This is a genomic window from Staphylococcus sp. HMSC036D05 (assembly GCF_001836225.1).
Lineage (GTDB): Bacteria > Bacillota > Bacilli > Staphylococcales > Staphylococcaceae > Staphylococcus > Staphylococcus caprae.
In genome coordinates this window covers 147,720-172,424 of record NZ_KV827780.1, presented here as the reverse complement: position 1 = coordinate 172,424, position 24,705 = coordinate 147,720, and the positions used below count along the sequence as shown (strand labels likewise).

Here is a 24,705-nt window from a genome sequence, read left to right as displayed (position 1 = left end):
ATTTTTATTACCGACAAGAATTAATTATACTCTTTTGCAAAGCTGAAGTCAACAACTTTTTTATAATTAATTTAAATGTCTGTTTAAGATTTCAGTTGATTTGTTTCGCTCAACAAATAAATACTATACAGGCTTTAGAGCTTTTTAACAACGGTAAAATTTACACTAGCTTAACAATTCTGAAACATCCAAACTCCAATATCCGAACTTAAAATACAAAATAAAGATTTAATAATCGCCTTTCACCTTTGAAATTTGCTTTGGCACAATTCACAGATCCACTAGCTCCTTTATTTCACAAACTTTAACTTTTTTTAAAAGTTTTTCAATTTATTTAGAATCTACCCTCAATACCAAACTTTTTGTACTCTGCAACAGCGTTCGATGACTTTCCATACTTACATCCTCACACTTTTTCTATCAAATATCCTATTCCCTACTCAAATTCCTTTCCTCAAATAAAAAAGAAGCTGGGACATAATTAATCGTCTCAGCCTTCTTTAACATATTGGCAGTAGATGTCTGAATTAAAAGTGCGCTTATATCAAGCCTCTTTTAATCCTAGCCATCATTGCCGGCGGGGCCCCAACATAGAGAATTTCTTTTTAAGAAATTCTACAAACAATGAAAGTTGGGTGAGGGACAACGAAAATAATTTTGCTAAATTATATTTCTGTCCCACTCCCTTTCAATTTCAATCTACATTTCAGTTCTTCCAGCAATGGCTTTAGATAATGTCACTTCATCTGCATACTCTAAATCTCCACCTACGGATAAACCTTGTGCTAAGCGTGTAACTTTGATTCCAATTGGTTTCACTAACCTTGAAATATACATAGCAGTTGACTCGCCTTCTAAATTCGGATTCATTGCTAAGATCAATTCTTTAACTTCATCACTTTTCAAGCGCTCAACTAACGCTGGAATATTAATATCTTCAGGTCCAATGCCATCCATTGGCGATATCGAACCATGTAACACATGATATAGACCTTTGTACTCGCGCATTTTTTCCATTGCAATAACGTCTTTATCATCTTCAACTACACAAATCACTGATCGATCGCGTTGTTTATCTTCACAAATGTAGCAAGGGTCATTTTCAGTGATATGACCACAAACGCTACAATACGTAAGTTCTCGCTTTACGTCTACTAACGATTTAGCAAACTGAACAACATCGTCTTCTTTCATATCTAAAGTATGAAAAGCCAGACGTTGAGCCGTCTTAGGACCAATGCCTGGCAGTTTCATAAAACTGTCTATAAGTTTAGAAATAGGTTCTGGATAATGCATTATTTATCACATTCCAGGGATGTTTAAGCCTTGAGTATGTTTACCTAAACGTTCTTGAGTTAACTCATCAGCTTTGTTCATCGCTTCGTTTGTAGCAGCTAATACTAAATCTTGAAGCATTTCTACGTCATCTGGATCTACTGCTTCTTCTTTAATTTCTACATCTACCACTTCTTTATGACCAGTCACTGTTACAGTAACCATGCCACCGCCTGCTGTTCCGGCAACACGTTCTTCTTTTAATTTTTCTTGTTCCTGAGCCATTTTCTTTTGCATTTTTTGCATTTGTTTCATCATTTGTTGCATATTTCCGCCACCGCGCATAATATCATTTCCTCCTTGAAATTAAACAGTCTCATTAATAAATCGCTTTTATTACATTATACATACGAATATATTGCTTGTCATGTATCAGTCTTCGTCTATCATATGTACTGTTTCCTCACCAAATAAATCTTTAGCTTTTTGTGCTACATCAACTTGTTTTGGTTGGTGTTCTTCTCCAGATTCACTACTATTATCACCGTTTGAATTACGATTTTGTAAATATTCTGCTCTTACTCTGAGCCATTGATCTGAGGGAACACCTACGACTTTAACAGATTTATCTACTATATTACATACAACACTCTCTATATTATTACGTTTTTCATCATCTTTATTAACGATTTCACAATGAATTTCTTCTTCAAATTTAACTAACACGTGGTCTTCGCTAGCTGCGACAGGTTCTGAGTTTTGCAACAGACTCACTAATGATTTTTTATCATTGCTTTTCGCATGGTCAATCACTTCTTGCCAGTGATCTTTCAACAATTTGATATCTTCTTTATTCGCTTTGTCTAGTACTTTTGCTATTTGTTGCATTGAAAATGCATTTTTAGAGCGTTGAACAGTACGCGTAGGTTTCTTAGGTTGTTGTGTTTGACCTCCGTTTGGAACGCCTTGTGCTTTCAGTGTTTTTAATTCATTTTCAAGCTGTTCCATACGCTGAAGCAATACATCATTATCAGGTTCTGTCGCTACAGTCGTCGTTGCTACATTCTGAACAGTTTGTGGTTGTGCTTTAATCATTTCAGCAAGTTTGACTAATAATACCTCAAAGTGAACATTCTGATTCACACTAAATCTTATAGAAACTAAGGTGTCATTAATAATATCAATCATGCGATAAAGCATATCCAGTTCGAAATCGATGAGGGCATCAAATTCAATCGTTTCATTCGATGTTTTATTCATAATCGTATCTCTAACAAAATAAATCATGTCGTTGATGAGACGATTCACTTCTTTACCTTCAGATATAAAGTGATGATATCTACCGAAAGCTGCTTTTACATCTCCATTGACCACATCTTTAAATAGTTCGTTTAACGCCGCTTCATCAACACTGCCTGTCACATTTAATGCATCTTGCAATGTTAACTTTTCCTCTCCAAAGGCAATCGCTTGGTCCATGATACTCAGTGCATCACGCATGCCACCTTCTGAAGCCTTTGCAATAAATTCTAACGCCGCTTCATCATAGTCCAACGATTGAGAGTCTGCTACGAATTTCAAACGGTCTACAATTTGATCCATGCTAATTGCTTTAAAATCAAAACGTTGTGCTCTTGAAATAATCGTAGGAGGAATTTTATGTGGTTCAGTCGTTGCAAGAATAAAAATTGCATGTGCCGGAGGTTCTTCAAGCGTTTTAAGCAACGCATTAAACGCCCCAGTCGTTAACATGTGAACCTCATCAATAATATACACTTTATATTTAGACTCACTTGGTGCATATTTGACTTTATCTCTAATATTTCTAATCTCATCTACACCATTATTACTCGCAGCATCTATTTCAATGACGTCAGAATTGGTACCTTGAGTAATTCCTCTACAAATTTCACATTCATTACAAGGTTCTCCATCATCACTGTTAAGACAATTAATTGCCTTTGCAAACACCTTTGCGATACTCGTTTTCCCAGTTCCTCTGGGTCCACTGAAAATGTACGCATGGGATTGTTTCCCTTTGGATATCGCATTACGTAACGTTTTAGTGACATGTGTTTGTCCAACGACATCATCAAAACTTTGCGGTCTATACATTCGATACAAAGCTTGGTAATCCACTGTAGCACCTCCATTAACAATTACTCACCATTATATCATGCTCGTCACTTTTCTTTTCAATGAAAATAAATTATTTCAACACTTCAGGAAGTTCTACTGTCATACCAGAAAAACGTTCTCCATTTGAATTTAGGAATTTAACATACAAATCGTGTTCTTTCTGTTCTTCATCTATGCCAATATCGAATTGTTGAGCATCTTTATAATCTAGATTTTCAAAATAGTCCGTATCACATAAAACAAAAATCGCCTCATAGCCTTGCGCTTTAGCGCGTTCCTCTACCGCTTGAATCAGCGCTTTACCTAAACCTTGTTCACGTACCTCTGAATTGACCGATAATGCACCTATTGCAAGAGCGGTTTGTTTGTCATTTTGTGAGGTCAGCGTGATTTCTGCTAATAATACATGTCCTACGACTTCATTTGATTCATTTTTAGCAATGACTTCCAACTCATAATTGTAATTCTCAGACTTTCGAAGATTCTTAACAAGTGCACGCTCTTTCCAACTCGTTTCAGGATCTTGATCATAATTTCTTTCAATACTATCAAGGGATTTATCATAGTCAACTTCTGTTAACGTACTTAAAAAAATTTGCATGTCTCCTCCAAGATTCATATGAATTCATCAATTTATTTTTATCGTTTATCACTCAATATTTTTCATCGTCATTTAGTTTATTTCGGTATAACCTTAACAAATTATGTGAAATTAATCCATTTAATAAAAAAAGAGCGACTTCATCATATGATAAGCCACTCTTTCATCTATATCTTATTTGCTTTAATCTCAAAATAAAAACCATGCACCTTTGTATCGAACGCATATCATAAACGTAACCGAAGTCGACAGCTAAATCTCGGCTACCCTACGGCACATATGAGGATCCACTTAATGCTGCTTCCGTCAGGACCTGACATGATTCATGGGTTCATATTGCATAGGACCGAAATCTTCAAACACTACGTGCTTCGGGCAGACTTCACAAAAATGCGCCCTCAACAAAGGAATTAAGTCTCGCATAAAGCGGATTTCGAGTACAGGGAACCGCTACCTCCCCACCTAGCACGGTAAGATTTATAATACTATAATTTCGCATCGATTTGCAAGCGTAAAAATTTCATCTTCATCTCACAATACGCTTTTACATACATTTAAAATTGCATTAATGATCCAGTCATCACGTCACTTTTTATCGTCTTCTAGAAAACTCTTTAAACTTAAAATCAGTCGCAATATGCTTCGAAATATTGTACTGGAAACATGTCGTGTCTTTAAGATAAACCTGACTTCTAACAGTTGCTGTAAACGGCGTAAGTTGGTTTCCAAATATTTCATATTCTATAGAAGAAAAAGGTTCAAATGTAATCGATTTACTTGAATAACTAATATTCAAATTTAAATCCTTTTCTAAATAAGCATATATTGAATCTTTGGCTATATCATCAGAAATATCATCAACTACAGTTTTTAAGAAAAAGTCTTCGTCAAAAATCTTCACTTGATTATTAATGCGACGTGTTCTTTGAATATGAATCAATTCTTCTCTTTCAGCAACCTTCAATTCTCTTTGAACATTAGGGTATTCACGTGCTTCTACCACTTCATTCACGATGACTTCTGTCTGATAATTAAGGCCTAATCGCTCTTTTATTTCTTTAAAACTGATCAAGTCAGTAAATGGAAATTCGGTGATTTCTTGAAAAATAACTATCGAACCTTTACCACGCATTTTTTGAATCATTCCATCTCGTTCAAGCAAATTTAATGCTTTTCTGACGGTCTCACGAGAGGCATTATAAGTGGCAACTAAATCATGTTCGGAAGGTAATTGATCACCATAATTTAAATCTTGCGATAAAATATTATTTTTTAAATCTTCATAAATCATTAGGAACTTATTTCGCTTCATGAACATGCCTCATTCACTATCATTAATGTGTTTCGATGACAATCGCCCCGAAACCTGATATTTCGTCATTCGTTATTGTACCATTTTGAATAATGATATCTCCTTCAGTATCTAAATCTCTTGGAATCATCACCGCTTCTTTTGAAAAGTTTGCAATCACAAGCCACGATTTAGATTGATAATTACGACGGTAAATAAAAAGTTGATCATGTGTCATATATAAAGGCGTAATATCTCCATAAGTGAGAATGTCGTGGTTATGACGCAAATCAATTAAGCGACGATACATGTGAAATACTGAATGATCATCTTCAATTGCTTGTTCAACATTCACCTCTTTATAATTCGGAGCAATATCAATCCATGGTTGCCCACTTGTAAAACCGGAAGCCTCTCCATTCGTCCATTGCATAGGTGTGCGTGAATTATCTCTCGATTTTTGATCGAGAATTTTCAAGATATAATCTTCCGAATAGCCCTTGCGCTTCAATTCTTGAAAGGCATTTAAAGACTCAACATCTCGATATTGGTTCATCATTGAAAAATGAGGGTTCGTCATTCCTATCTCTTCACCTTGATAAATGTAAGGTGTCCCTTGAAGCATATGCAATGCAATTGCCAAAGTTTTCGCACTAGCTTGACGTAATTCCTCATTAGAATCATCACCAAATCTGGATACTACTCTAGGTTGATCATGGTTACACCAAAATATTGCATTCCAACCTCCACCTTGATGAATACCTAATTGCCATTCCATCAAAATATTTTTTAACTGGTGAAAATCGTAGTCAGCATAAGTCCATTTGTCTCCATTTTCATAGTCCACCTTTAAATGATGAAAATTAAAAACGCTGCTTAATTCTTGTCTTTCAGGATTTGTATACTTAATGCAATGATCGATTGTCGTAGAAGACATCTCTCCTACAGTCATCAAATCTTTACCTCCAAATGTATGACGGTTTAACTCATTTAAATAGTCGTGAACACGTGGACCATCTGTATAAAACTCTTTTCCGATTTTAGGTGAATCTTTAAACGCACCTTTCGATATAAGATTAATAACGTCAAATCTAAAACCATCTACACCGAAATCAATCCAGTAATTAACAATTTTATATAATTCTCGTCTTACTTCAGGGTTGTCCCAATTTAAATCAGCTTGAGAAACATCAAATAAATGCAGGTAATATTCATCCGTTTTATCATCATATTGCCATGCATTTCCACCAAATTTAGACTCCCAATTCGTCGGTGGGCCATCGTTTGATTCTCTAAAGAAATAATAATCTCTATACGGACTATCTTTTGAACGCATAGCTTCCTTAAACCATTCATGATGTGTTGATGTATGATTAATTACAATGTCTAACATAATTTTTAAATCTCGTTGGTGCGCTTCAGCAACTAATCGCTTAAAGTCTTCAATTGTTCCAAACTGTTCATTAATTTTAAAATAGTTACTAATATCATATCCGTTGTCGTTCATTGGTGATTCATAGATAGGTGTAAGCCATAAATAATCCACACCCAAATATTTTAAATAGTCTAGTTTCTCAATGATGCCATTTAAATCTCCTTCACCATTACCAGTCGTATCATTGAATGATTTAGGATAAATTTGATAGACAACTGATTTTCTCCAATCATTTTGCGCCATATTTTTCCCACCTCATATCTATTTTTTAAAGATTACTCACTTTCTTTTTCTGCTTCTGGTTCATCTACTATTTCTTTAGCTTCTTGTTTACTCCATTTTGATAGGAAAATGGTTACAAAAAACGGAATAATGATCGCTGCAAGTGTGACAATGCCATAGACTAGCCAATATTCTTTTTGTATTGAAATGATAGCTGGTACACCACCGACGCCTACTTTTCCTAGAACCTGATTCGCACCAATCACGGCACCTAACACGCATGAAGTTGAAATCGCTGCGATAAATGGATATTTCAATGGTAAATTGACTCCAAACATAGCTGGTTCAGTCACACCTAGCATACCCGAAACACCTGACGTTAAAGCTAAACCTTGTTCTTTAGCCATCTTACGGCGTTTATAGACATACCATGCCCCAAACGCTGCAGAACCTTGACAAATATTAGAAATCGCTACGATTGGCCATAAATAAGTACCACCTAGTTTACTGCCCATCAATTGAAAATCCACAGCTAAGAACATATGGTGTAATCCTGTAATGACAAGAGGCGCATAAACTAAGCCATAAATTGCTCCTCCAAGCCAACCAGCATGCTCAAACACAAATGTAACTGTATTCGTAATTCCAGTACCAATGATTAATGCGACGGGACCAATAACGATAAACGCTAAGAATCCAGTAACAAGTAAGGCAACTGGCCCAACAACTAGCATTTTAATCGAATCATGTACGACTTTGTTTAAAACCTTTTCAATCTTAGCTAAGACATATGTCGCGATAAGTACAGGTAACACTTGACCTTGATAATTAAGCTGTTTGATATGCAATCCGAAAATATCCCAAGTCGGTATTTTAGTTTTCCCAATATCATACTGAGACACAAGTTGCGGATTCATTAAGATTAAACCAAGCACTAATCCTAGAATCGGACTACCGCCAAATACTCTCATACTACTCCAACCAATTAAGGCCGGTAGGAAAATAAAGGCCGTATTAGCGATTACATTAATGATATTCGAAATATCAGCGATTTGAGGATACATTTCAATTAATGGTTTAGCACCAAATAGCCCCTTCATGGTGAGAATATTATTAATTCCCATAAGCAAACCAGCTGTAACAATAGCCGGTAGTATTGGAATAAAAATGTCTCCCAACAATTTAATTAAACGTTGCAGCGGATTACCTTTTTGTGCTGCCGCATTTTTAGCGTCATCTTTAGAAGACGCTTCTACACCTGTCTCTTCAACAAATTGTTTGTATACTTCATCTACTGTTCCAGGACCAATGACGATTTGATATTGGTGGTCTGCTTTGAATTGTCCCTTAACTAAAGGATTATCACTTAATGCATCTTTATCTACTTTACTGTCATCATTCAGTACGAGTCGTAAACGTGTCACACAATGCGTTGCTTTGTCTATATTGTGCTTTCCTCCAATTGCTTCAACGATGGCTTTTACATCGTTTCTTTTTACAGCCATGGGCTTCACTCCCTTAATTTCTTATAGAGAGTATAACTTGTCTATACAAGTTATGTAAAGGCTTACATAATATTTTCAAAATATCGTCGATAGTATATTTGACAAAAATAAAAAAGGCAAATACTCATTAAGATAAGTACTTGCCTTTTGTATCTATTAGTCTTGGATTTTAATTCTAATGGCGGAGGAAGAGGGATTCGAACCCCCGCGGCCCGTTAAGGCCCTGTCGGTTTTCAAGACCGATCCCTTCAGCCGGACTTGGGTATTCCTCCAATGAACACAATAACAATCATATAATAGCGCTTATTAAAAGTCAATAAAATTATTTTGTGTCTACACTAGAACCTTTTTACTTAAATATTGGTCTACAGATTGAGCAACAGCACGTCCTTCTTTGATTGCCCATACTACTAAACTTTGACCGCGACGAGCATCTCCAGCCGCAAAGAATTTAGGGTGATTCGTTTGGAAATCTGTATCGTTTGCGACAATCTTATTACGTTCAGTTTTAATACCAAACGCATGAGGTATAGTTGTTTCAGTCCCTACGAACCCAATGGATAAGAGGACCAAATCAGCTGGCCAAAATCTCTCAGGACCATCAGCCATTACCATGCCTTCTGGTGTTTCTTGTAATATTTGAGTATACAATCCTCGAACATTTCCAATGTTATCTACATCGTAACGCATCGTTTGCACACCATATGCTCTAGGCTCTTGACCAAATTTCGCTTCACATTCTTTATGCGCATAGTCCATTTTAAAAACTGGCATTGCTAAAGGCCATGACGTATTACTTTCAAACGTAATTTCTTCGGGTTGTTTAGTATACTTATTAAATTGAACAATTGATTTACAATTTTCACGTAAAGCTGTAGCAACACAGTCTGCACCAGTATCACCAGCACCTATAATAATCACGTTCTTATCTTTAGCAGTGATAGTGACTTCATCAATTTCACCATTTAGATACTGAGTTTGTTCAGTAAGGTAATCCATTGCAAAATGAATGCCAAAGCCCATACGTCCTTCTAAAGGTAAGTCTCTCGCATTTTGAGAACCTGTGCACAGAATAATAGCATCGAACATTTCTTCAAGTGTTTCTCTATCCATATCCACACCAATTTCAACGCCTGTTTTAAAAACAATGCCCGCTTCTTCCATCAATGCTATACGACGGCGTACAACATCCTTATCTAATTTCATATTAGGAATACCATACATAAGTAGTCCACCTGGCTCATTCGCCTTTTCGAAGACGGTGACTTGATAACCTTTAATATTAAGCTCTTCAGCGGCTGTTAAACCAGCTGGTCCACTTCCAACAATCGCAACTTTTTGATCTTTGCTACCTTCGGGATACTTCGGTTGAACCCAGCCATTGTCATACGCTTCATCTATAATCGTTCGCTCAATACCTTTAATCGCAACAGATTCTCTATTAATTTTCATTACACATGAATTTTCACAAGGTGCAGGACACACACGTCCAGTAAACTCAGGGAAATTATTTGTCTCACTTAACCTTTCATAAGCCGACTTAAAGTTTTGATGGTATACTAAATCATTCCATTCCGGGATATAGTTACCGATAGGACAACCGATTGTTTCTCTTCCATAAGATAGACCGGTCTGACAAAATGGTGTACCACAATCCATGCAACGTGCACCTTGAATGGAGGCCTCACCCTTAGAAAAACGCTGTTGAAACGCATCATGGTTAGAAAGACGGTCTACTAAAGACAATTCTGACAAAGACTGTTTGTTATATTTCATAAATCCTTTAAATTCGCCCATGATTTATCTTCCCCCACTTCTCTAATAAACTACTGCTGGGTGCAATGTTTCTTCAATACTTTCTCTATCATCGTAAAATGCTGCGAGCATCGCTTCATCTACACGTTCAAATTGTCGTTTTTGCAAATCAATTTTTTGCATCATCAATTGATAATCCTTTGGAATGACTTTAACTACGTATTGGCTCACATTTTCAAATTGATCTAAAATATCTCGTGCCTTTAGACTGCGCGTATGCTTATAATGTGCTTCAAGCATCTCTTTAATTAATGCTTTCTCCTCGTCATAATGCACACTGCTAAATGCTAGCGTTTCGAGCGCGTTATCCTTTTTGAATCGTTCAATATCTGAAGGGAAGATATAACTCACACCACCACTCATACCTTGGCCAAAGTTCTTACCTACATCACCTAAAATAATGACATGTCCACCAGTCATATACTCAAGACCATGATCTCCAATACCTTCAACAACAACATCAGCACCACTATTTCTAATACAGAAACGTTCTCCTGCTTTACCATTGATAAAGGCCTTACCTCTTGAAGCACCGTAAAAGCTCACATTACCAGCGATAATTTCATTTTCACGTGCTTCATTTGGAGCATTGACTATCACAGTTCCACCTGATAACCCTTTACCTACATAGTCGTTTGCATCACCAGTATGGTGAATAGTTAATCCACGTGGCGCATAAGCAGCGAGACTTTGACCTGCATGACCTTCCGTATAAGCAAATATTGTATCCTCTGGTAAGCCTTCTTCACCGTATTGTTTCGCGATGGCACTACCTGTAATCACTCCTACATCACGTTGTTCATTATTTACAACATAACTTCCTGTGAACGAATGACCATTCTCAATACTATGTTTAGCATCTGGATATAAATAATTTAAATCAAAACCAATATCTAAATGATGATCTTGTAATATTTGTTTTGTGTTAGGTCCTTCAGACTGCTCGATAAGGTTTTCAATTTGAATTGCAGCGGCTTTACTACCAGGTCTTAGTTGTGATGAACGTTTTAATAAGTCTGTTCTTCCTACCAAATCTTCAACAGTTTCTAATCCCAATGAAGCTAAAATTTCACGCAATTCTTCTGCAATAAAATACATAAAATTAACAACGTGTTGTGCTTTACCATTAAATAACGCACGTAAATCTTTGTTTTGCGTAGCAACTCCGACTGGACATGTATCGTTATGACACACGCGCATCATAATACATCCCAACACTACAAGTGGCGCAGTTGCAAATCCAAACTCTTCCGCTCCAAGCGCACACGCATACGCTACATCTTTACCAGTCAGCAACTTACCATCTGTTTCTAATTTCACACGACTACGTAAATCATTTAACTTCAACGTTTGATGTGTTTCAGCTAAACCAATTTCCCATGGTACACCTGCATGTTGAATGCTTGTCTTAGGCGAAGCCCCAGTTCCTCCGTCATAACCGCTAATGACGATTTTATCAGCGAATGCTTTCGCAACTCCCGAAGCAATCGTTCCTACACCTGTTTTCGATACAAGTTTAACTGCGATATCCGCTTCTTTATTTGCGTTCTTCAAATCATGTATCAATTGAGCTAAATCTTCAATTGAATAAATATCGTGATGTGGTGGCGGAGAAATCAATCCAATACCTGGTGTCGATCCTCTTGTTTCTGCTATCCATGGATACACTTTAGATCCTGGTAGTTGTCCACCTTCCCCTGGTTTAGCGCCTTGCGCAACTTTAATCTGAATCTCTCTAGCATGTTGAAGATAATCACTTGTTACACCAAATCGTCCAGACGCAACTTGTTTAATCGCACTCGTCTTATTACTTCCATCCTTTTGAATTCCATATCTTGACGGGTCTTCTCCGCCTTCTCCACTATTACTTTTACCACCAATTTGATTCATAGCCTGTGCTAGAGTTTCATGCGCTTCGGCTGAAATTGAACCATAACTCATCGCTCCAGTATTGAACCGCTTAACAATTTCACTCGCTGGCTCAACGCGACTAATATCAATCGCACGTTGCGTTTTAAACTCTAATAAATGTCGTATATGATCCGTACGTTGATGATTGACGGTCTCGGAAAATTCCTTAAACAACTCATAATCATTATCTCGACAAGCATGTTGTAGTAAGAAAATAGTACGAGGATTAAACGCATGATGTTGACCTTGTTGTCTCCATTGGAATGTACTTCCTGATTCAAGGTAGTCTGATGTATCACTCTGTCTTGCTTTATTTTCTTTATCAATTTGTTCAATACTAATACCTGATAATTTAGATTGCGTACCAGTAAAGTATTGATCGATGACCTTTTGAGATAAACCAACTGCTTCAAAAATTTGTGCCCCTTGATAACTTTGTACAGTGGAAATCCCCATTTTAGCCATCACTTTAATCACACCTTCAGATAGCACTTGCGTATAAGTTTCAACATTGTCGGTAACTGAACCTGCTAACTGACCTTTAAGTGTTAACTGTTCTACCGTACGCTGTGCTAAATAAGGCACTACTGCATTAGCTCCATAACCAAGTAAACATGCTACATGATGTACTTCTCTTGTTTCACCTGATTGCGCAACTAGGCTGGTTTCCATTCTTAACCCTTCACGGATTAATAATTGGTGGATATGACTTAATGCCAACAACATCGGCATCGCGAATCCTTCTTCAGATACAAGTGACTGGTCATCTAATACTAAGATTTTCGCACCAGACTTCACAGCTTCTATAGCTCTTTCACCAAGATCCTCTAATGCTGCCTCAAGACTTTCTGTATAAACTGTCGATAAATGAGTCACATTAAAACGTGATTGATCTATGGCTGCTAGTTGTGCTTCCGTAAGGACTGGTTTCTTCAATTGAATACGCTGTAAAGCAGTTTCATCAGGGTGAAGTAAATTCCCTTCAGCGCCTAAGTATGATAATTCACTTGTTACGATCTTTTCTCGATAGGCATCAATAGGCGGATTTGTTACTTGTGCGAATAATTGCTTGAAATAATTAAATAGTGATTCTGGTTTGTCATTGAGCACTGCTATCGGCGCATCGTACCCCATTGCACCAATCGGATCTTTCTTGCTTGTTACTAAATCTGCCATATACTTGTTTATATCTTCTTTTGTGTAAGCAAACTGCTTTTGCAAACGGAATAATGTAGACTCATCCCAATCAGAAGGCTCATATTTAACCTCTTCAAAGTGATTATCGATCTTACACTCCTCTAACCACTGTAAATAAGGTAATTCACTAGCAATATCAGCTTTCAAATCATTATTTTCTACAACTTTATTCTGTAAAAAGTCGACAAGAAGCAACTTTCCTGGGTTAAGTTGACCTTTGAAAGCAACGTTCTCCTCAGGTACATCAACAACACCCACTTCAGAAGAGAAAACGATAAAATTATCTTTAGTTATAGTGTAACGACCTGGTCGTAAACCGTTTCGGTCAGTAAGGGCACCAATTTTATCGCCATTACAAAATGAAATCATTGTAGGACCGTCCCATGGTTCCATCAAATAGCTATAATATTCATAGAAAGCACGGACATTCTTATCATTAGACTTGTTGTATAACCACGGCTCTGGAATTAACAACATAGCAGCTTTTTCAGGTTCCATTGCTAGAGAAAGAAACTCGAGCGCATTATCCACAATTGCAGAGTCACTTCCATCCTCATCAACAATGAAGTGAACCTTATCCTTCTCATCACCAAATAAAGTCTCAACTAACTTATTTTGACGTGCTCTCATCCAGTTTACATTACCTTTAATTGTATTAATTTCACCGTTGTGCATGAGCATACGGTTGGGATGCGCACGCTTCCAACTTGGAAATGTATTTGTACTAAATCTAGAGTGCACTAGTCCTAATTTCGACTGGAAATCTTCATTCTGTAGGTCTAAGTACAACCCTTTAATTTGATCTGAACGTAACCAACCTTTATATACAATTGTTCTTTTAGATAAACTTGTGAAATATAGTTCTAGAGATTGTTCTTCTCCATAACGCTCAATTTGCTTTCTAGCTAAATACAATTGTTTCTCAACGTTTTCAACACCTCTGATATCTACAAATACTTGTTGAATATATGGCATTGTGTCTGCAACATGCTTAGCAATCGCATTGGTATCTACAGGCACGTCTCGATATCCAATAACGTTAAATCCTTCACTTTCAAAATATGAATTAAACACGGCTTCATGTGCTGAATCTTTTACTTTTTCTTTAGAAAAAAATAATCCCACGGCATAATGTCTTTCACCGGGAACTTTGATGTCAGTTAATTGGTCAAAAAACTTAAATGGAATTTCAGTCATAATACCGGCACCATCGCCAGTGATTCCGTCAGCTCCTACGCCACCTCTATGATCCAATCGTCGCAACATTTCTAGAGACTTTTCTATAATATCGTGAGATCTTTTATTATCCATATTGGCATAGAATCCAATACCACACGCATCATGTTCTTCACGATAATCATACAAACCCTTTTTTAATTTCTCATTGTACATGATGCACACTCCCTTATTAGAATTTTCTGACAATTTTAGTTTGATAATAATTACTATAATGTAATATATTTATCTGTTCAATATATAAATTAGATAAGACTCATCTAAAAATTAGAACAAATTCACATCATACTGCTATAATGTATTTATATCATTTTTCTTTTCAGAATTTTTTGTCATTTATAAAGAGGGGGTATACATCATGGAAATGAAACAACTTAAATACTTTGTGGAAGTTGCACGACGAGAGCATATTTCTGACGCAGCACTGGAGTTAAACATCGCTCAGTCTGCCATCAGTCGTCAGATTGCACAACTTGAAAAAGAATTGAATGTGACCCTTTTCAAAAGAAGTGGCCGAAACATCATTCTTACTGCAGAAGGTAAGCAACTCTTATCGGAAGCCACTCAAATTCTGGACCAACTAGATAAAACCATTCAACTATTCAAACAACAATCCTCTACAGATCAGCGAACCATTTATATCGGATATGAGGAAAGTGATGTGTCACAAATGATGTTGCCACTCGTGCAAACATTTGAACAACAAAGCAAGAGTCTTGCTACACCACAATTGATGACTCACGAAGATATTGTAGAACAAGTGGTATCTGGGCAATTAGATATAGGATTTGTAGAGTTAACCAAAGAGGTTTCTGCGCAGTCTCAGCTACATACAACGTCTCTATTTGAAGAAAATTATCATATGTATGTGCCCAAGGATCATCCAATTGCAATGACTACTCAACCGCCATTAACGCAATTTGAGAACAAACCGTTATACTGCTTAATGCCTTTCTCAAATTCTATAAAAAATAAACTAGAATATTTGATTAAATCACATGTGTATGTCGTATCCAATAAACAACTTGCGCAATATATATTACGTAAAAATAAAGGTTTCGTCGTCTGCAACCAAAACATTCACCTGCCTTCTCATCAAGATTGGACGTACATACCTCTTTCGCACACCGAATTAAAGCGAACAATGTGCGCAATTTCTAAATATGATAATAAAAAAACAGATATCGACCTCATGTGGCAATTCATTCATACTATGATGAATCAGACAGCTCAATTTTAGCTAATTATAGTAACAGCGTTTATTACGCGCTTTTTTGGTAAATTGAGATAAAAATTTAAATGGTCTTATTTCACAAATTTTTGTATTCAGTTACTATTGGGCGTATAATCACTATGTCAATTTAATATACTAAATTGAGAATTGAGGTTTTAACATGCAGTTCAAGACTTTATTTAAACAACCTTTCACATGGATGATTGTCGCTTTCTGCTTTATTTTCCTTAGCTTATTTATTTTTACGTGTTTTAACGATAAATTTTACAATATGCCTATAGGGAAAATCACGAACGTCACGCCAATTCATTCAGAAAAGGTAACGGATGAACAACATAATAAAGATATTAAATATAAAGAAAAACTCACCTTAAAAATTCTAAATGGTAAATTTGAAGGCCAGTCAGCAACGATTAACCATCAATATGTAAAGTCTCAAGCCGATTCGGAAGCATTTTCTAAAAATGACAAAGTATTACTACATATTTCTAAAAAACCGAATGACGCTAACATTATTGAGAAAAAAAGAGATGGCTTAGTTGTCGCAATAACAGGACTTTTCCTTCTCATTGTATTAATTGTGGGTAAAAAGGTCGGTTTACAATCTATATTGTCACTTATTATTAATACCATTGCTGTCATCGGCGCAATATATATACATAATCAACATGGCCAAATAAGCTTATTCCTATTAATGACCTTTGCGATTATCGTCTCGACCACCTTCACATTGCTACTGGTTACCGGATGGCATATGCGAACGCTCGTGACAATCGTAAGTACGCTTATCGGAACATTTCTTTGCGTCGGAGTTACGGAATTGATTATTCAATTGACTGGAGGTAATGGCATTAAATACGAAACAATGACCTTCCTTACACTCCCACCTAAAGAAGTCTTTCTCGCTTCCGTCTTAATCGGGACATTAGGTGCCGTCATGGACGTCGCTATAACGATTTCTAGTGGAATGTATGAAATCCTCCAACGCACACCAGATATCACGATGGGACGTTGGGCTTTAGCAGGACGTCATATCGGTCAAGATATTATGGGAACGATGACGAATATTTTACTCTTTTCTTACCTATCTGGTAGCTTACCAATGTTCCTTATTTATTTGAAAAATGCTAACACCATTACGTATACCATTTCAATGAACTGGTCACTAGAAGTAGCTAGAGCGATGACCGGGGGTATCGGCATTGTCTTAACCATTCCTATTACGATTGCATTAATGGAAGTTTGGCTAAAAATGCGAGGTGCTAAACAATGAGCGCAATAACAATTCTAGGATTATTACTATTAGTGCTAATGATTATTTTCGGGGGTAAGAAAGGGCTCGTCTCATTCTTCACGTTATTTTTAAACTTCATTATACTCATTGTTAGTATCATTTTAATTATTTTTGGTGTGCCCATTTACTTAGTAACCTTTGTCTTCTGTATCGTCATTGCTGCAGTGAATCTCTTTGTGTTAAACAGCTATAATGTCAAAACTCAAGCGGCGTTTATCGGTACTATTGTCACAACTCTAATATTAATATTAGTCATTTTTCTTTCCGTAAAAATGGGACACCTTCAAGGATTTGCAACTGAACAACAAGACGAAACATATGTATATTCAATGAATATAGGAATCGACATGGTACAATTTATGGTTTTCACAATTGTCTTAGCAGTAATTACTGCTGTCATCGACTTAGCTATTACAATTAGTTCACCTATGTATGAATTAAGTGAGACCAATCCAGAACTGAATCAAGGACAATTATTCAAGTCAGGTATGCGTGTAGGTCGAGAAATTTTAGCAACGTCAGCTAATACCATCTACTTAGCATATTTTGGCGGACAATTAACTTTATTTTTCTGGTTTTTCAAATTACATTATTCATTTGGTCATATCATCAATTCCAAAATTTTCGCGCAAGAATTCGTCTCGATATTACTTGGAGGCATCGCAGTGGCACTCAGCATTCCTATTACAGCATGGGTTACAGCATTTATGATTAAACGTAAAAAACATCAGAACCACACTACAACACAATATTCTGAACATAATTAACATGTAAAATGCCCCACCACTTAATGATGTACCGGCCTCAAAAGTTGGACTAAAATCTAACTTCATAGGTTACACATCATGAAGGGTGGGGTTTTGTGTATTGTCATATTTTATTTCAAATCTAGTGTCATCACGTGAACGGGACGGCCAACCAACTCACTATCATGAGTATGTTGATAACCCGCTTGTTGATATAAATCAATCGCTCTTTTGTTATCAGTATTTACCGCCAGCGTAATTTCATTAATATGCGGATAGCAATCTTTCACATAACTAGGTAATAATTCAATCGTCCTCTTGCCAATGCCACGACCTCTATAACGTTGATCGACACTAAACGACCTAAAGAAAATGGCTTGAGAATTATCAGTATAATCTTTAGGACCATCCCCTTCATGTAAAGTGAAAAAGGCCACACATACACCATCTTTCATAACTAAAGTAGGATGTCTATCAGCATCTTCTTGTGCTGATTTTATATTTTCAAGTGGCGTTTTAGTAAATTTCGAGTCACTCTCTAAAACTTCTAAATTTGCAACTTGATGATACAGTTCTGGCTTATACGCTTTTATGTACATGAGTCCTCCTAGTTTCTAATCCTTTTTCGAAAATTGATTAATCCAAGTGATTACCGCAGGAGCAATATATTCTGTATCTTTAATATCGAACCATTGAATGTCCGTAATTTCATTATCTGTAGTTACCTTCGACCAATCAATCGATCTCGTCGTTCTAAATCCATTCAATTCAGTACGTGTGTCTGGTTGTGGGTATGCCTCCCCTACGACAGTACCAATAAATTCCAGTTCTTCTTCAGCTAAATCTAAACATAACTCTTCTTTGAGTTCGCGTTGCAATGCTTCAACATAACTTTCACCATCGTCAATTTTACCACCCGGGAAATAATATTTTTCCCTATTTCGAACTTGAACAAGTAAGATTTTGTCATCTTTTTCTTCTACTAAACATACACATTTAATCATTTCACAAGCGACCTACCCTATTCTTTATTACTTCAAAAAGCTTAATATATTTAGTAATATGTTATCATATATTAAATCATAAAGTGATAGAGTTTAAAATTCATAATTTTAAAGGAGGTTGAGATAATCAATGATGTCTCAGCCTTTATATGTAAGATGACTATTGGAGGGGATTTTTTATGGCAAAAGAAACTCGCGCAGCGCGTTTATCTAACTTATTCAATATGGCAGGTTTTATCGTTGATGGTTACAACGGTATCCGTCATGATGCTAAAAATAAACAATTAGTATATTTATCACTAGGATTAAGTGCAATTGGTACAATTATAGACTTTTATGTATCTGTAAAATCACCATCTAAGCTACGTAAATTAGGCGCACTTACTTCTTTCGCAATTAACGGTTTACGCTTATTTACAAGCTTCCGTAAAGTTAAAGATGAATATCAGTAAATTGTTGAACCGAATCGCTTAAGACTCGAATCGTTTCAATTTTAGATATATTTTAAGGGACGAAACATTGAAATCATTTATAATAAAGTGATTTCTATTTCGTCCTTTTTTTATTCAAATTACTTGTAATTTTCATAAAAATCTTTAATATGTGAAATAATCTATCTTTGAAACATATAAAACTCTATGATGGTAACTATTAAAGGAGATATTTGCATGCTTTACACAGTAACAACAACACTCCCTATGTCCCATGGTGGGAGAACACAGTCTTTATTACGACGTATCAAACTTATTGACGAAGAATTTGGTTTACCGACTAAGATTCTCACTACAAATTATTACGGCAATTATCCAAGTGTCTATAAGCATTTTTTAAAGGAAAATAAAATTACCCAAAATATAGAGTTTGAAAATATGTATGAATGGCTTTCAAATTTCGAGTTATTTAAAGTTCCGAAAACATTAATAACCAAAAATCCTAAATACATTAAAACTAAACGTAAAATTAAAGGGCTAAAACATGAATTTGGTAAAAACCAAAGCTACGTCCATTATTATAATGACAACACGTATGTGCAATTTCGTAAATATTATGGTCAATCAGATGTATTACAATATGAAGACTTTATTTCTCCTTCAACAGGTTTAAAGTACGAACGTCATGAATATAATTTATTTGGTCAACTTCATAGAAAGATATTTTATTATAGTGATTCTTCTTTAAGACATAGCGATAAACTCATCGATCCTAAAGGTTTCATGTATTGTAAAAGATATTTTCATAATAATGAGAAAAATAAAATCAATGGGATAGAATTATACAAAGGTAAAAAAATCTATAAAACATTTAAAAATGATAAAGCCCTCGCACAGTATTATTTCGAGGCACGTTTTAAAGATAATGATATTGTATTTAATGATGCGCGATTTTTAGATGCGCCACTCATCAAACAAACGCATCAAACTAAAAACATACTTGTTTTTCATAGCTCTCATTTATCTGGCGACAAAACTAAGAAATCTTACAAATATGCTTTAGAACATAGTGCGCATATTGATAAATATATTGTGCTGACACATCAACAAATGCATGATATTCAAGAAGTTTATCCTATTGAAGATGAACGATTTGAACTAATCCCTCATTTTATAGAGTTGAATCAAAGAAATGTTGAAACAAATACGATTAAAGAAGACCGATTTATTTATATAGGAAGATTTGTAAAAGAAAAACAATTGGATCATTTAATTAAAGCATATCAAAAATTTTTAGAAAGTGGCCATCAAACAAAGCTATATTTATTTGGTAAAGACGAAGATCATCAATTAGCAATGATGAAAGACTTAATTTCAGAATACCAACTTGAAGATATGGTGAAAATTTCAAATTATACTAAAAAACCTCTTGTGGAATTTGGAAAATCAAAAGCCTCTTTATTAACAAGTAAATACGAAGGCTTTGGTTTAACGATAATGGAAAGTATTGAAGTAGGTTGTCCTGTGTTATCCTACGATGTCCGTTACGGTCCTAATGAAATTATCAATCACGGAAAGAATGGTTATTTAATCGAAAGGAATAATATCAATAGTTTAGCTCAACATATGGTAGATATTATCGAAAATCCTATGCAACATGTAAAAAATCAAGATAAGTTGAAATATTCAGCAGCAGTTAAGAATTATCAACATCTACTCCAAACGTTCAATCTATTATAGAAAAAACACTAAAAAAGCTGGCATGGATGAAATATCCACGTCAGCTTAATCTATTGTTAACGTATTTATTTAGTGAATAAATTTATAATTTCTAACTTGATATGCTGGAATTGTTCTATATGTCATGTAACCAGGTGCTGCACTCCAGTTCATTTCTGAAACTAAAATACTACCATCGCTATTTACGCGTTCTACAAACGCAACATGTCCATAGTAACCAGCATCAGTTTGAGCGATTGAACCTACTGTTGGATTGTAATCGATTGTATAGCCATCTGCAGCTGCTGCATTATCCCAGTTATTCGCATTCCACCAATATGTGCTAATGCCTTTCCCAATTTCTGAACGACGGTTGAATACGTGCCAAGTACATTGTCCCCAAGTGTATAGGTTTTGATGATAGAAAACAGGTGTATAGTAACCACCGCTTGAAGTTGATTTACCAGCAGATGAATTACTTGAACTTCCACTACCACCACCTGGCACTTTTAATTGTTGTCCAGGATAAATGAAGAAATTAGAAAGTCCATTTAAACTCATAATTTTTTGGTATGTAGTGCCGTATTTACTTGCAATTAATGATAATGAATCACCATATTGAACAGTATACGTTGAAGTACGACCAGTACTTTTCGGTTTACTAGCTTTAGAGCTACTTGACGAATTTGATACTGAACCAGATACTTTCAATTTTTGACCTGGTAATATTAAATAATTATTCAAACCATTTAATTGCATGATTTTTTTATAAGTTGTGCCATATTTAGCAGCAATAGATGATAATGAGTCTCCTGCTTTAACAGTGTATACTGAACCACTATTAGATGTAGCTCTAGATTTTGTTTTATTAGACGATGATCCAGATACTTTAAGTACTTGATTAGGGAAAATCAAGTTTGATTTTAGGCCATTAAGTGATTTCAATTTAGCTATTGAAATTCCGTATTTGTGAGAAATTGACCATACTGATTCTCCACTTTTTACTGTATGCGTTGTAGCCGCATGCGCTTGCGTAGTTGCTAATGCACTAATTGCAGTTGTTCCGATAAGGGCAGTAATATATTTTTTTTGCACTTAAAATCCTCCTCTACTTGTCTTTTTTCTATCCCCGAATTTTATAATACACGCACATTATACTCCTAAATTATGTACACGATGTTTGCGTTTGATGACATTCTGATTACAAATATTATTACTTTTAAATAATAGGGCTCCATTAAGATGTCTTATACCTATTAAAATTAATATACATTCTCTTGAATTACAATGTCATTTGTATTACAAATTCGTAAATTATACCCTTCAATTCAGTTATGCACCCTTTCGAATATAATTTTTCTTCTATTTAAAAAGTTTTCCTAAATACAAAATGAATTGAGTAAATCGGATCTTTCCCGGCTTTAGTAGCAACACCATTATTGATAACTGAAATATCAACGTCCGATAATGCACGTGCAGTTTATAACATCTCTCCCAACTAAAAAAGCTACCCTCACACAAAAGTAAGGATAGCTCGCAAAATATAAATTCTATTTTAATGTGTCTAAAGCAGCTTCTAAATCATTCACTAAGTCTTCTGTATCTTCAATACCGATGGATAAGCGAATTAAACCATCAGTAATACCTTCTTTAGCACGTACATCTGCAGGAATAGAAGCATGTGTCATTAGTGCCGGCACGGAAATAAGACTTTCAACTGCGCCAAGGCTTTCTGCTAAAGTGAAATATTGTGTTGCATGAATCACTTGTTTAGCAGCTTCTGTATCTTTAACTTCAAATGCGATGACGCCTGTATGACCACTCGCTTGAGATTGGTGAATATCATGATTCAAATGACTTTCAATACTTGGATGGAACACTTGTTGAACTGATGGATGACTTTGTAGCATTTTTACAATACCATCCACATTACGATTAATTTGTTCCATACGTAAACCTAATGTTTTAATCCCTCTTACTAATAAATAACTATCTTGCGGTCCAAGTACGCCTCCTGTTGAATTAGAAATAAAACCAAGACGTTCTCCTAATTCATCGTCAGCAGTAGCAACTAGACCGGCCACAACATCACTATGTCCACCAATATATTTTGTGGCAGAATGTAATACGATATCAATGCCAAAGTCTAAAGGATTTTGATAATAAGGCGTCATAAATGTATTATCTACAACTGAAATTAGATTATGTTTTTTAGCAATCTCAGCAGACGCTTTAATATCAGTGACACGTAAAAGTGGATTTGAAGGTGTTTCTATATATAACATTTTAGTTTCTGGCTTAATGTATTTTTCTACATTTTCGATGTGAGTTGTATCAACAAAGTCCACTTCTACACCGAAACGTGTAAATACTTTAGTCAATGCACGATATGTGCCACCGTAAACGTCTGAATTTAAAATTAAGTGATCCCCTTTATCTAAAAGCATGATGACTGCACTGATCGCAGCCATACCTGAACCAAATGCAAAGCCATGTTTACCGTGCTCTAAATCAGCAATCACGCTCTCTAATGAAGCACGCGTAGGATTTGCTGTACGTGAATACTCATATCCTTGTCTTAAATCACCGATATCATCTTGTAAATACGTGCTTGTTTGATAAATCGGTGTTGTTACTGCCCCTGTGTAATTATCTGTAGTATGTCCACCATGAATCATTTGCGTTTTTTTATTCATTGTCGTTACGCTCCTTATAATTGAAAATTTGTTTTGACATATAACGATCACTACCATCTGGAAAGATTGTGACGATAACGCCTTCGTTAATGCGTTTCTTAAGTTCTAAAGCACCTTGTAATGCAGCGCCAGAAGAACTCCCTACTAATAACCCTTCTTTATTGGCAATCAGTTTTACGTTATTAAATGCATCTTTATCTGTAATTGTAAATATTCCGTCTACTAAATCCTTTTCTAAGAATGTGGGCCATTTTTCTGCACCAATACCTTCTGTTGCATGGGCATGCATCGGACCGCCATTTAAAATAGAACCTTGAGGATCAACAATATAATTTTTAACATTATAATGTTTCATATGTTGTGCCACGCCAGTAAACGTGCCTCCAGAACCTACACCTGCCACAAAATAATCAATACGAGGTAGTTGGTCTGTAAGTTGTTTAGCTAATGTATGTGTATACGCACCCGGATTATCTTCAGTGCCAAACTGGTTCATATATAAAGCATCATATTTTTCAGCGTATGTTTTAGCTTCTTTTTGTGCACCAATCATACCGTCAGCTTTACGTGTGCGCCTTACATCTGCACCTAATGCTTTCATAATTGAAATTTTTTCTTCGGAAAAGCCCTCCGGCGCATAAATGACACATTTAACCTTGTACCGGTTCGCAGCAATTGCAAGTCCAATACCAGTATTTCCAGCAGTAGCCTCGACAATGGTGCCACCTTCTTTGAGTCGCCCGTCCTCAATAGCTTTTTCTACTAAATATTTACCCAATCGATCTTTCACACTGCCACCTGGATTAAATTGCTCTAATTTGGCATATATTTTTACATTTTCATCACTAAAGCTTTCTAATAATACAAGTGGTGTTTGCCCTATCAAGTCATAAGCAATCATAATTTATCTTGTTCAACCAACGCATGATGTGTGGTTTGAACATAACCTACTTT

Annotated in this window: 19 protein-coding genes, 1 tRNA gene, 1 other RNA gene and 1 pseudogene; 5 read left to right on the top strand and 17 right to left on the bottom strand. The window is 35.7% G+C overall.

All coding sequences use genetic code 11. The features are described 5' to 3' along the window. Window positions 1–699: 699 nt before the first annotated feature. The 11 genes from recR to gltB form a co-directional block, all read right to left on the bottom strand. Window positions 700–1,296 (bottom strand): recombination mediator RecR, encoded by a 597-nt coding sequence (gene recR, locus HMPREF2580_RS04785; RefSeq protein WP_070830748.1) that lies wholly within the window; start codon window positions 1,294–1,296, stop codon window positions 700–702. Between the two features lie 6 nt (window positions 1,297–1,302). Beyond that, complete coding sequence (locus tag HMPREF2580_RS04780; protein WP_002434018.1) at window positions 1,303–1,620, bottom strand: YbaB/EbfC family nucleoid-associated protein; 318 nt, start codon at window positions 1,618–1,620, stop codon at window positions 1,303–1,305. Window positions 1,621–1,707: 87 nt separating this feature from the next. Further along, window positions 1,708–3,414, bottom strand: a complete 1,707-nt coding sequence (gene dnaX, locus HMPREF2580_RS04775) for a DNA polymerase III subunit gamma/tau (RefSeq protein WP_037541800.1) — start codon at window positions 3,412–3,414, stop codon at window positions 1,708–1,710. Window positions 3,415–3,484: 70 nt separating this feature from the next. Beyond that, the gene (locus HMPREF2580_RS04770; protein ID WP_070830746.1) at window positions 3,485–4,015 is read right to left on the bottom strand and encodes a GNAT family N-acetyltransferase; all 531 of its coding nucleotides are present in this window, start codon (window positions 4,013–4,015) and stop codon (window positions 3,485–3,487) included. Between the two features lie 201 nt (window positions 4,016–4,216). Next, an RNA gene (gene ffs / locus HMPREF2580_RS04765) (signal recognition particle sRNA large type) lies at window positions 4,217–4,486 on the bottom strand. A gap of 121 nt (window positions 4,487–4,607) precedes the next feature. After that, complete coding sequence (gene treR, locus HMPREF2580_RS04760; RefSeq protein WP_070830744.1) at window positions 4,608–5,327, bottom strand: trehalose operon repressor; 720 nt, start codon at window positions 5,325–5,327, stop codon at window positions 4,608–4,610. A 22-nt stretch (window positions 5,328–5,349) separates the two neighbouring features. Continuing rightward, a complete protein-coding gene (gene treC, locus HMPREF2580_RS04755; RefSeq protein WP_070830742.1) occupies window positions 5,350–6,984 on the bottom strand; it encodes an alpha,alpha-phosphotrehalase in 1,635 nt (544 codons plus the stop codon). A gap of 32 nt (window positions 6,985–7,016) precedes the next feature. Further along, the gene (treP, locus tag HMPREF2580_RS04750) at window positions 7,017–8,468 is read right to left on the bottom strand and encodes a PTS system trehalose-specific EIIBC component (protein WP_070830740.1); all 1,452 of its coding nucleotides are present in this window, start codon (window positions 8,466–8,468) and stop codon (window positions 7,017–7,019) included. Between the two features lie 179 nt (window positions 8,469–8,647). After that, a tRNA-Ser gene (locus tag HMPREF2580_RS04745) sits at window positions 8,648–8,740 on the bottom strand. Window positions 8,741–8,801: 61 nt separating this feature from the next. After that, complete coding sequence (locus HMPREF2580_RS04740) at window positions 8,802–10,265, bottom strand: glutamate synthase subunit beta (protein WP_070830738.1); 1,464 nt, start codon at window positions 10,263–10,265, stop codon at window positions 8,802–8,804. A gap of 21 nt (window positions 10,266–10,286) precedes the next feature. Beyond that, a complete protein-coding gene (gene gltB / locus HMPREF2580_RS04735; protein WP_070830736.1) occupies window positions 10,287–14,783 on the bottom strand; it encodes a glutamate synthase large subunit in 4,497 nt (1,498 codons plus the stop codon). Window positions 14,784–14,985: 202 nt separating this feature from the next. Here gltB and gltC point away from each other — a divergent pair, with 202 nt between their 5' ends. The 3 genes from gltC (at window position 14,986) to HMPREF2580_RS04720 (ending at window position 17,922) form a co-directional block, all read left to right on the top strand. Beyond that, entirely contained in the window at window positions 14,986–15,867 is an 882-nt protein-coding gene (gene gltC, locus HMPREF2580_RS04730; protein WP_070830734.1) for a glutamate biosynthesis transcriptional regulator GltC, read from the top strand. A 154-nt stretch (window positions 15,868–16,021) separates the two neighbouring features. Then, window positions 16,022–17,134, top strand: a complete 1,113-nt coding sequence (locus tag HMPREF2580_RS04725; protein ID WP_070830732.1) for a YibE/F family protein — start codon at window positions 16,022–16,024, stop codon at window positions 17,132–17,134. Continuing rightward, window positions 17,131–17,922 (top strand): YibE/F family protein, encoded by a 792-nt coding sequence (locus HMPREF2580_RS04720; RefSeq protein WP_070830730.1) that lies wholly within the window; start codon window positions 17,131–17,133, stop codon window positions 17,920–17,922. The genes HMPREF2580_RS04725 and HMPREF2580_RS04720 overlap by 4 nt, the downstream gene beginning before the upstream one ends. 110 nt (window positions 17,923–18,032) lie before the next feature. Here HMPREF2580_RS04720 and HMPREF2580_RS04715 read toward each other — a convergent pair whose 3' ends face one another. Both HMPREF2580_RS04715 and HMPREF2580_RS04710 read right to left on the bottom strand, forming a co-directional pair. Continuing rightward, window positions 18,033–18,500: a GNAT family N-acetyltransferase gene (locus HMPREF2580_RS04715; protein WP_002445250.1), complete on the bottom strand. Its 468-nt coding sequence runs from the start codon at window positions 18,498–18,500 to the stop codon at window positions 18,033–18,035. A 15-nt stretch (window positions 18,501–18,515) separates the two neighbouring features. Beyond that, window positions 18,516–18,905: an NUDIX hydrolase gene (locus tag HMPREF2580_RS04710; protein ID WP_002445248.1), complete on the bottom strand. Its 390-nt coding sequence runs from the start codon at window positions 18,903–18,905 to the stop codon at window positions 18,516–18,518. Between the two features lie 179 nt (window positions 18,906–19,084). Here HMPREF2580_RS04710 and HMPREF2580_RS04705 point away from each other — a divergent pair, with 179 nt between their 5' ends. Further along, on the top strand, window positions 19,085–19,357 hold the full coding sequence (locus HMPREF2580_RS04705) for a hypothetical protein (RefSeq protein WP_002445247.1): 273 nt from the start codon (window positions 19,085–19,087) through the stop codon (window positions 19,355–19,357). Between the two features lie 216 nt (window positions 19,358–19,573). Continuing rightward, complete coding sequence (locus HMPREF2580_RS04700; protein ID WP_070830728.1) at window positions 19,574–21,076, top strand: glycosyltransferase; 1,503 nt, start codon at window positions 19,574–19,576, stop codon at window positions 21,074–21,076. Window positions 21,077–21,145: 69 nt separating this feature from the next. Here HMPREF2580_RS04700 and HMPREF2580_RS04695 read toward each other — a convergent pair whose 3' ends face one another. From HMPREF2580_RS04695 to HMPREF2580_RS04685, 4 genes and pseudogenes are all read right to left on the bottom strand, one after another. Further along, window positions 21,146–22,150, bottom strand: a complete 1,005-nt coding sequence (locus HMPREF2580_RS04695; protein WP_070830726.1) for a LysM peptidoglycan-binding domain-containing protein — start codon at window positions 22,148–22,150, stop codon at window positions 21,146–21,148. A 310-nt stretch (window positions 22,151–22,460) separates the two neighbouring features. Next, window positions 22,461–22,535 (bottom strand): annotated as a pseudogene (locus HMPREF2580_RS12440) (hypothetical protein); the annotation flags it as partial. A 70-nt stretch (window positions 22,536–22,605) separates the two neighbouring features. Then, the gene (locus HMPREF2580_RS04690; RefSeq protein ID WP_070830724.1) at window positions 22,606–23,751 is read right to left on the bottom strand and encodes a bifunctional cystathionine gamma-lyase/homocysteine desulfhydrase; all 1,146 of its coding nucleotides are present in this window, start codon (window positions 23,749–23,751) and stop codon (window positions 22,606–22,608) included. Then, window positions 23,744–24,652 carry a PLP-dependent cysteine synthase family protein gene (locus HMPREF2580_RS04685; RefSeq protein ID WP_070830722.1) on the bottom strand — a complete coding sequence of 303 codons (909 nt, stop codon included), beginning with the start codon at window positions 24,650–24,652 and terminating at the stop codon, window positions 23,744–23,746. Before HMPREF2580_RS04685 ends, HMPREF2580_RS04690 begins: the two co-directional genes overlap by 8 nt. Window positions 24,653–24,705: the final 53 nt, after the last annotated feature.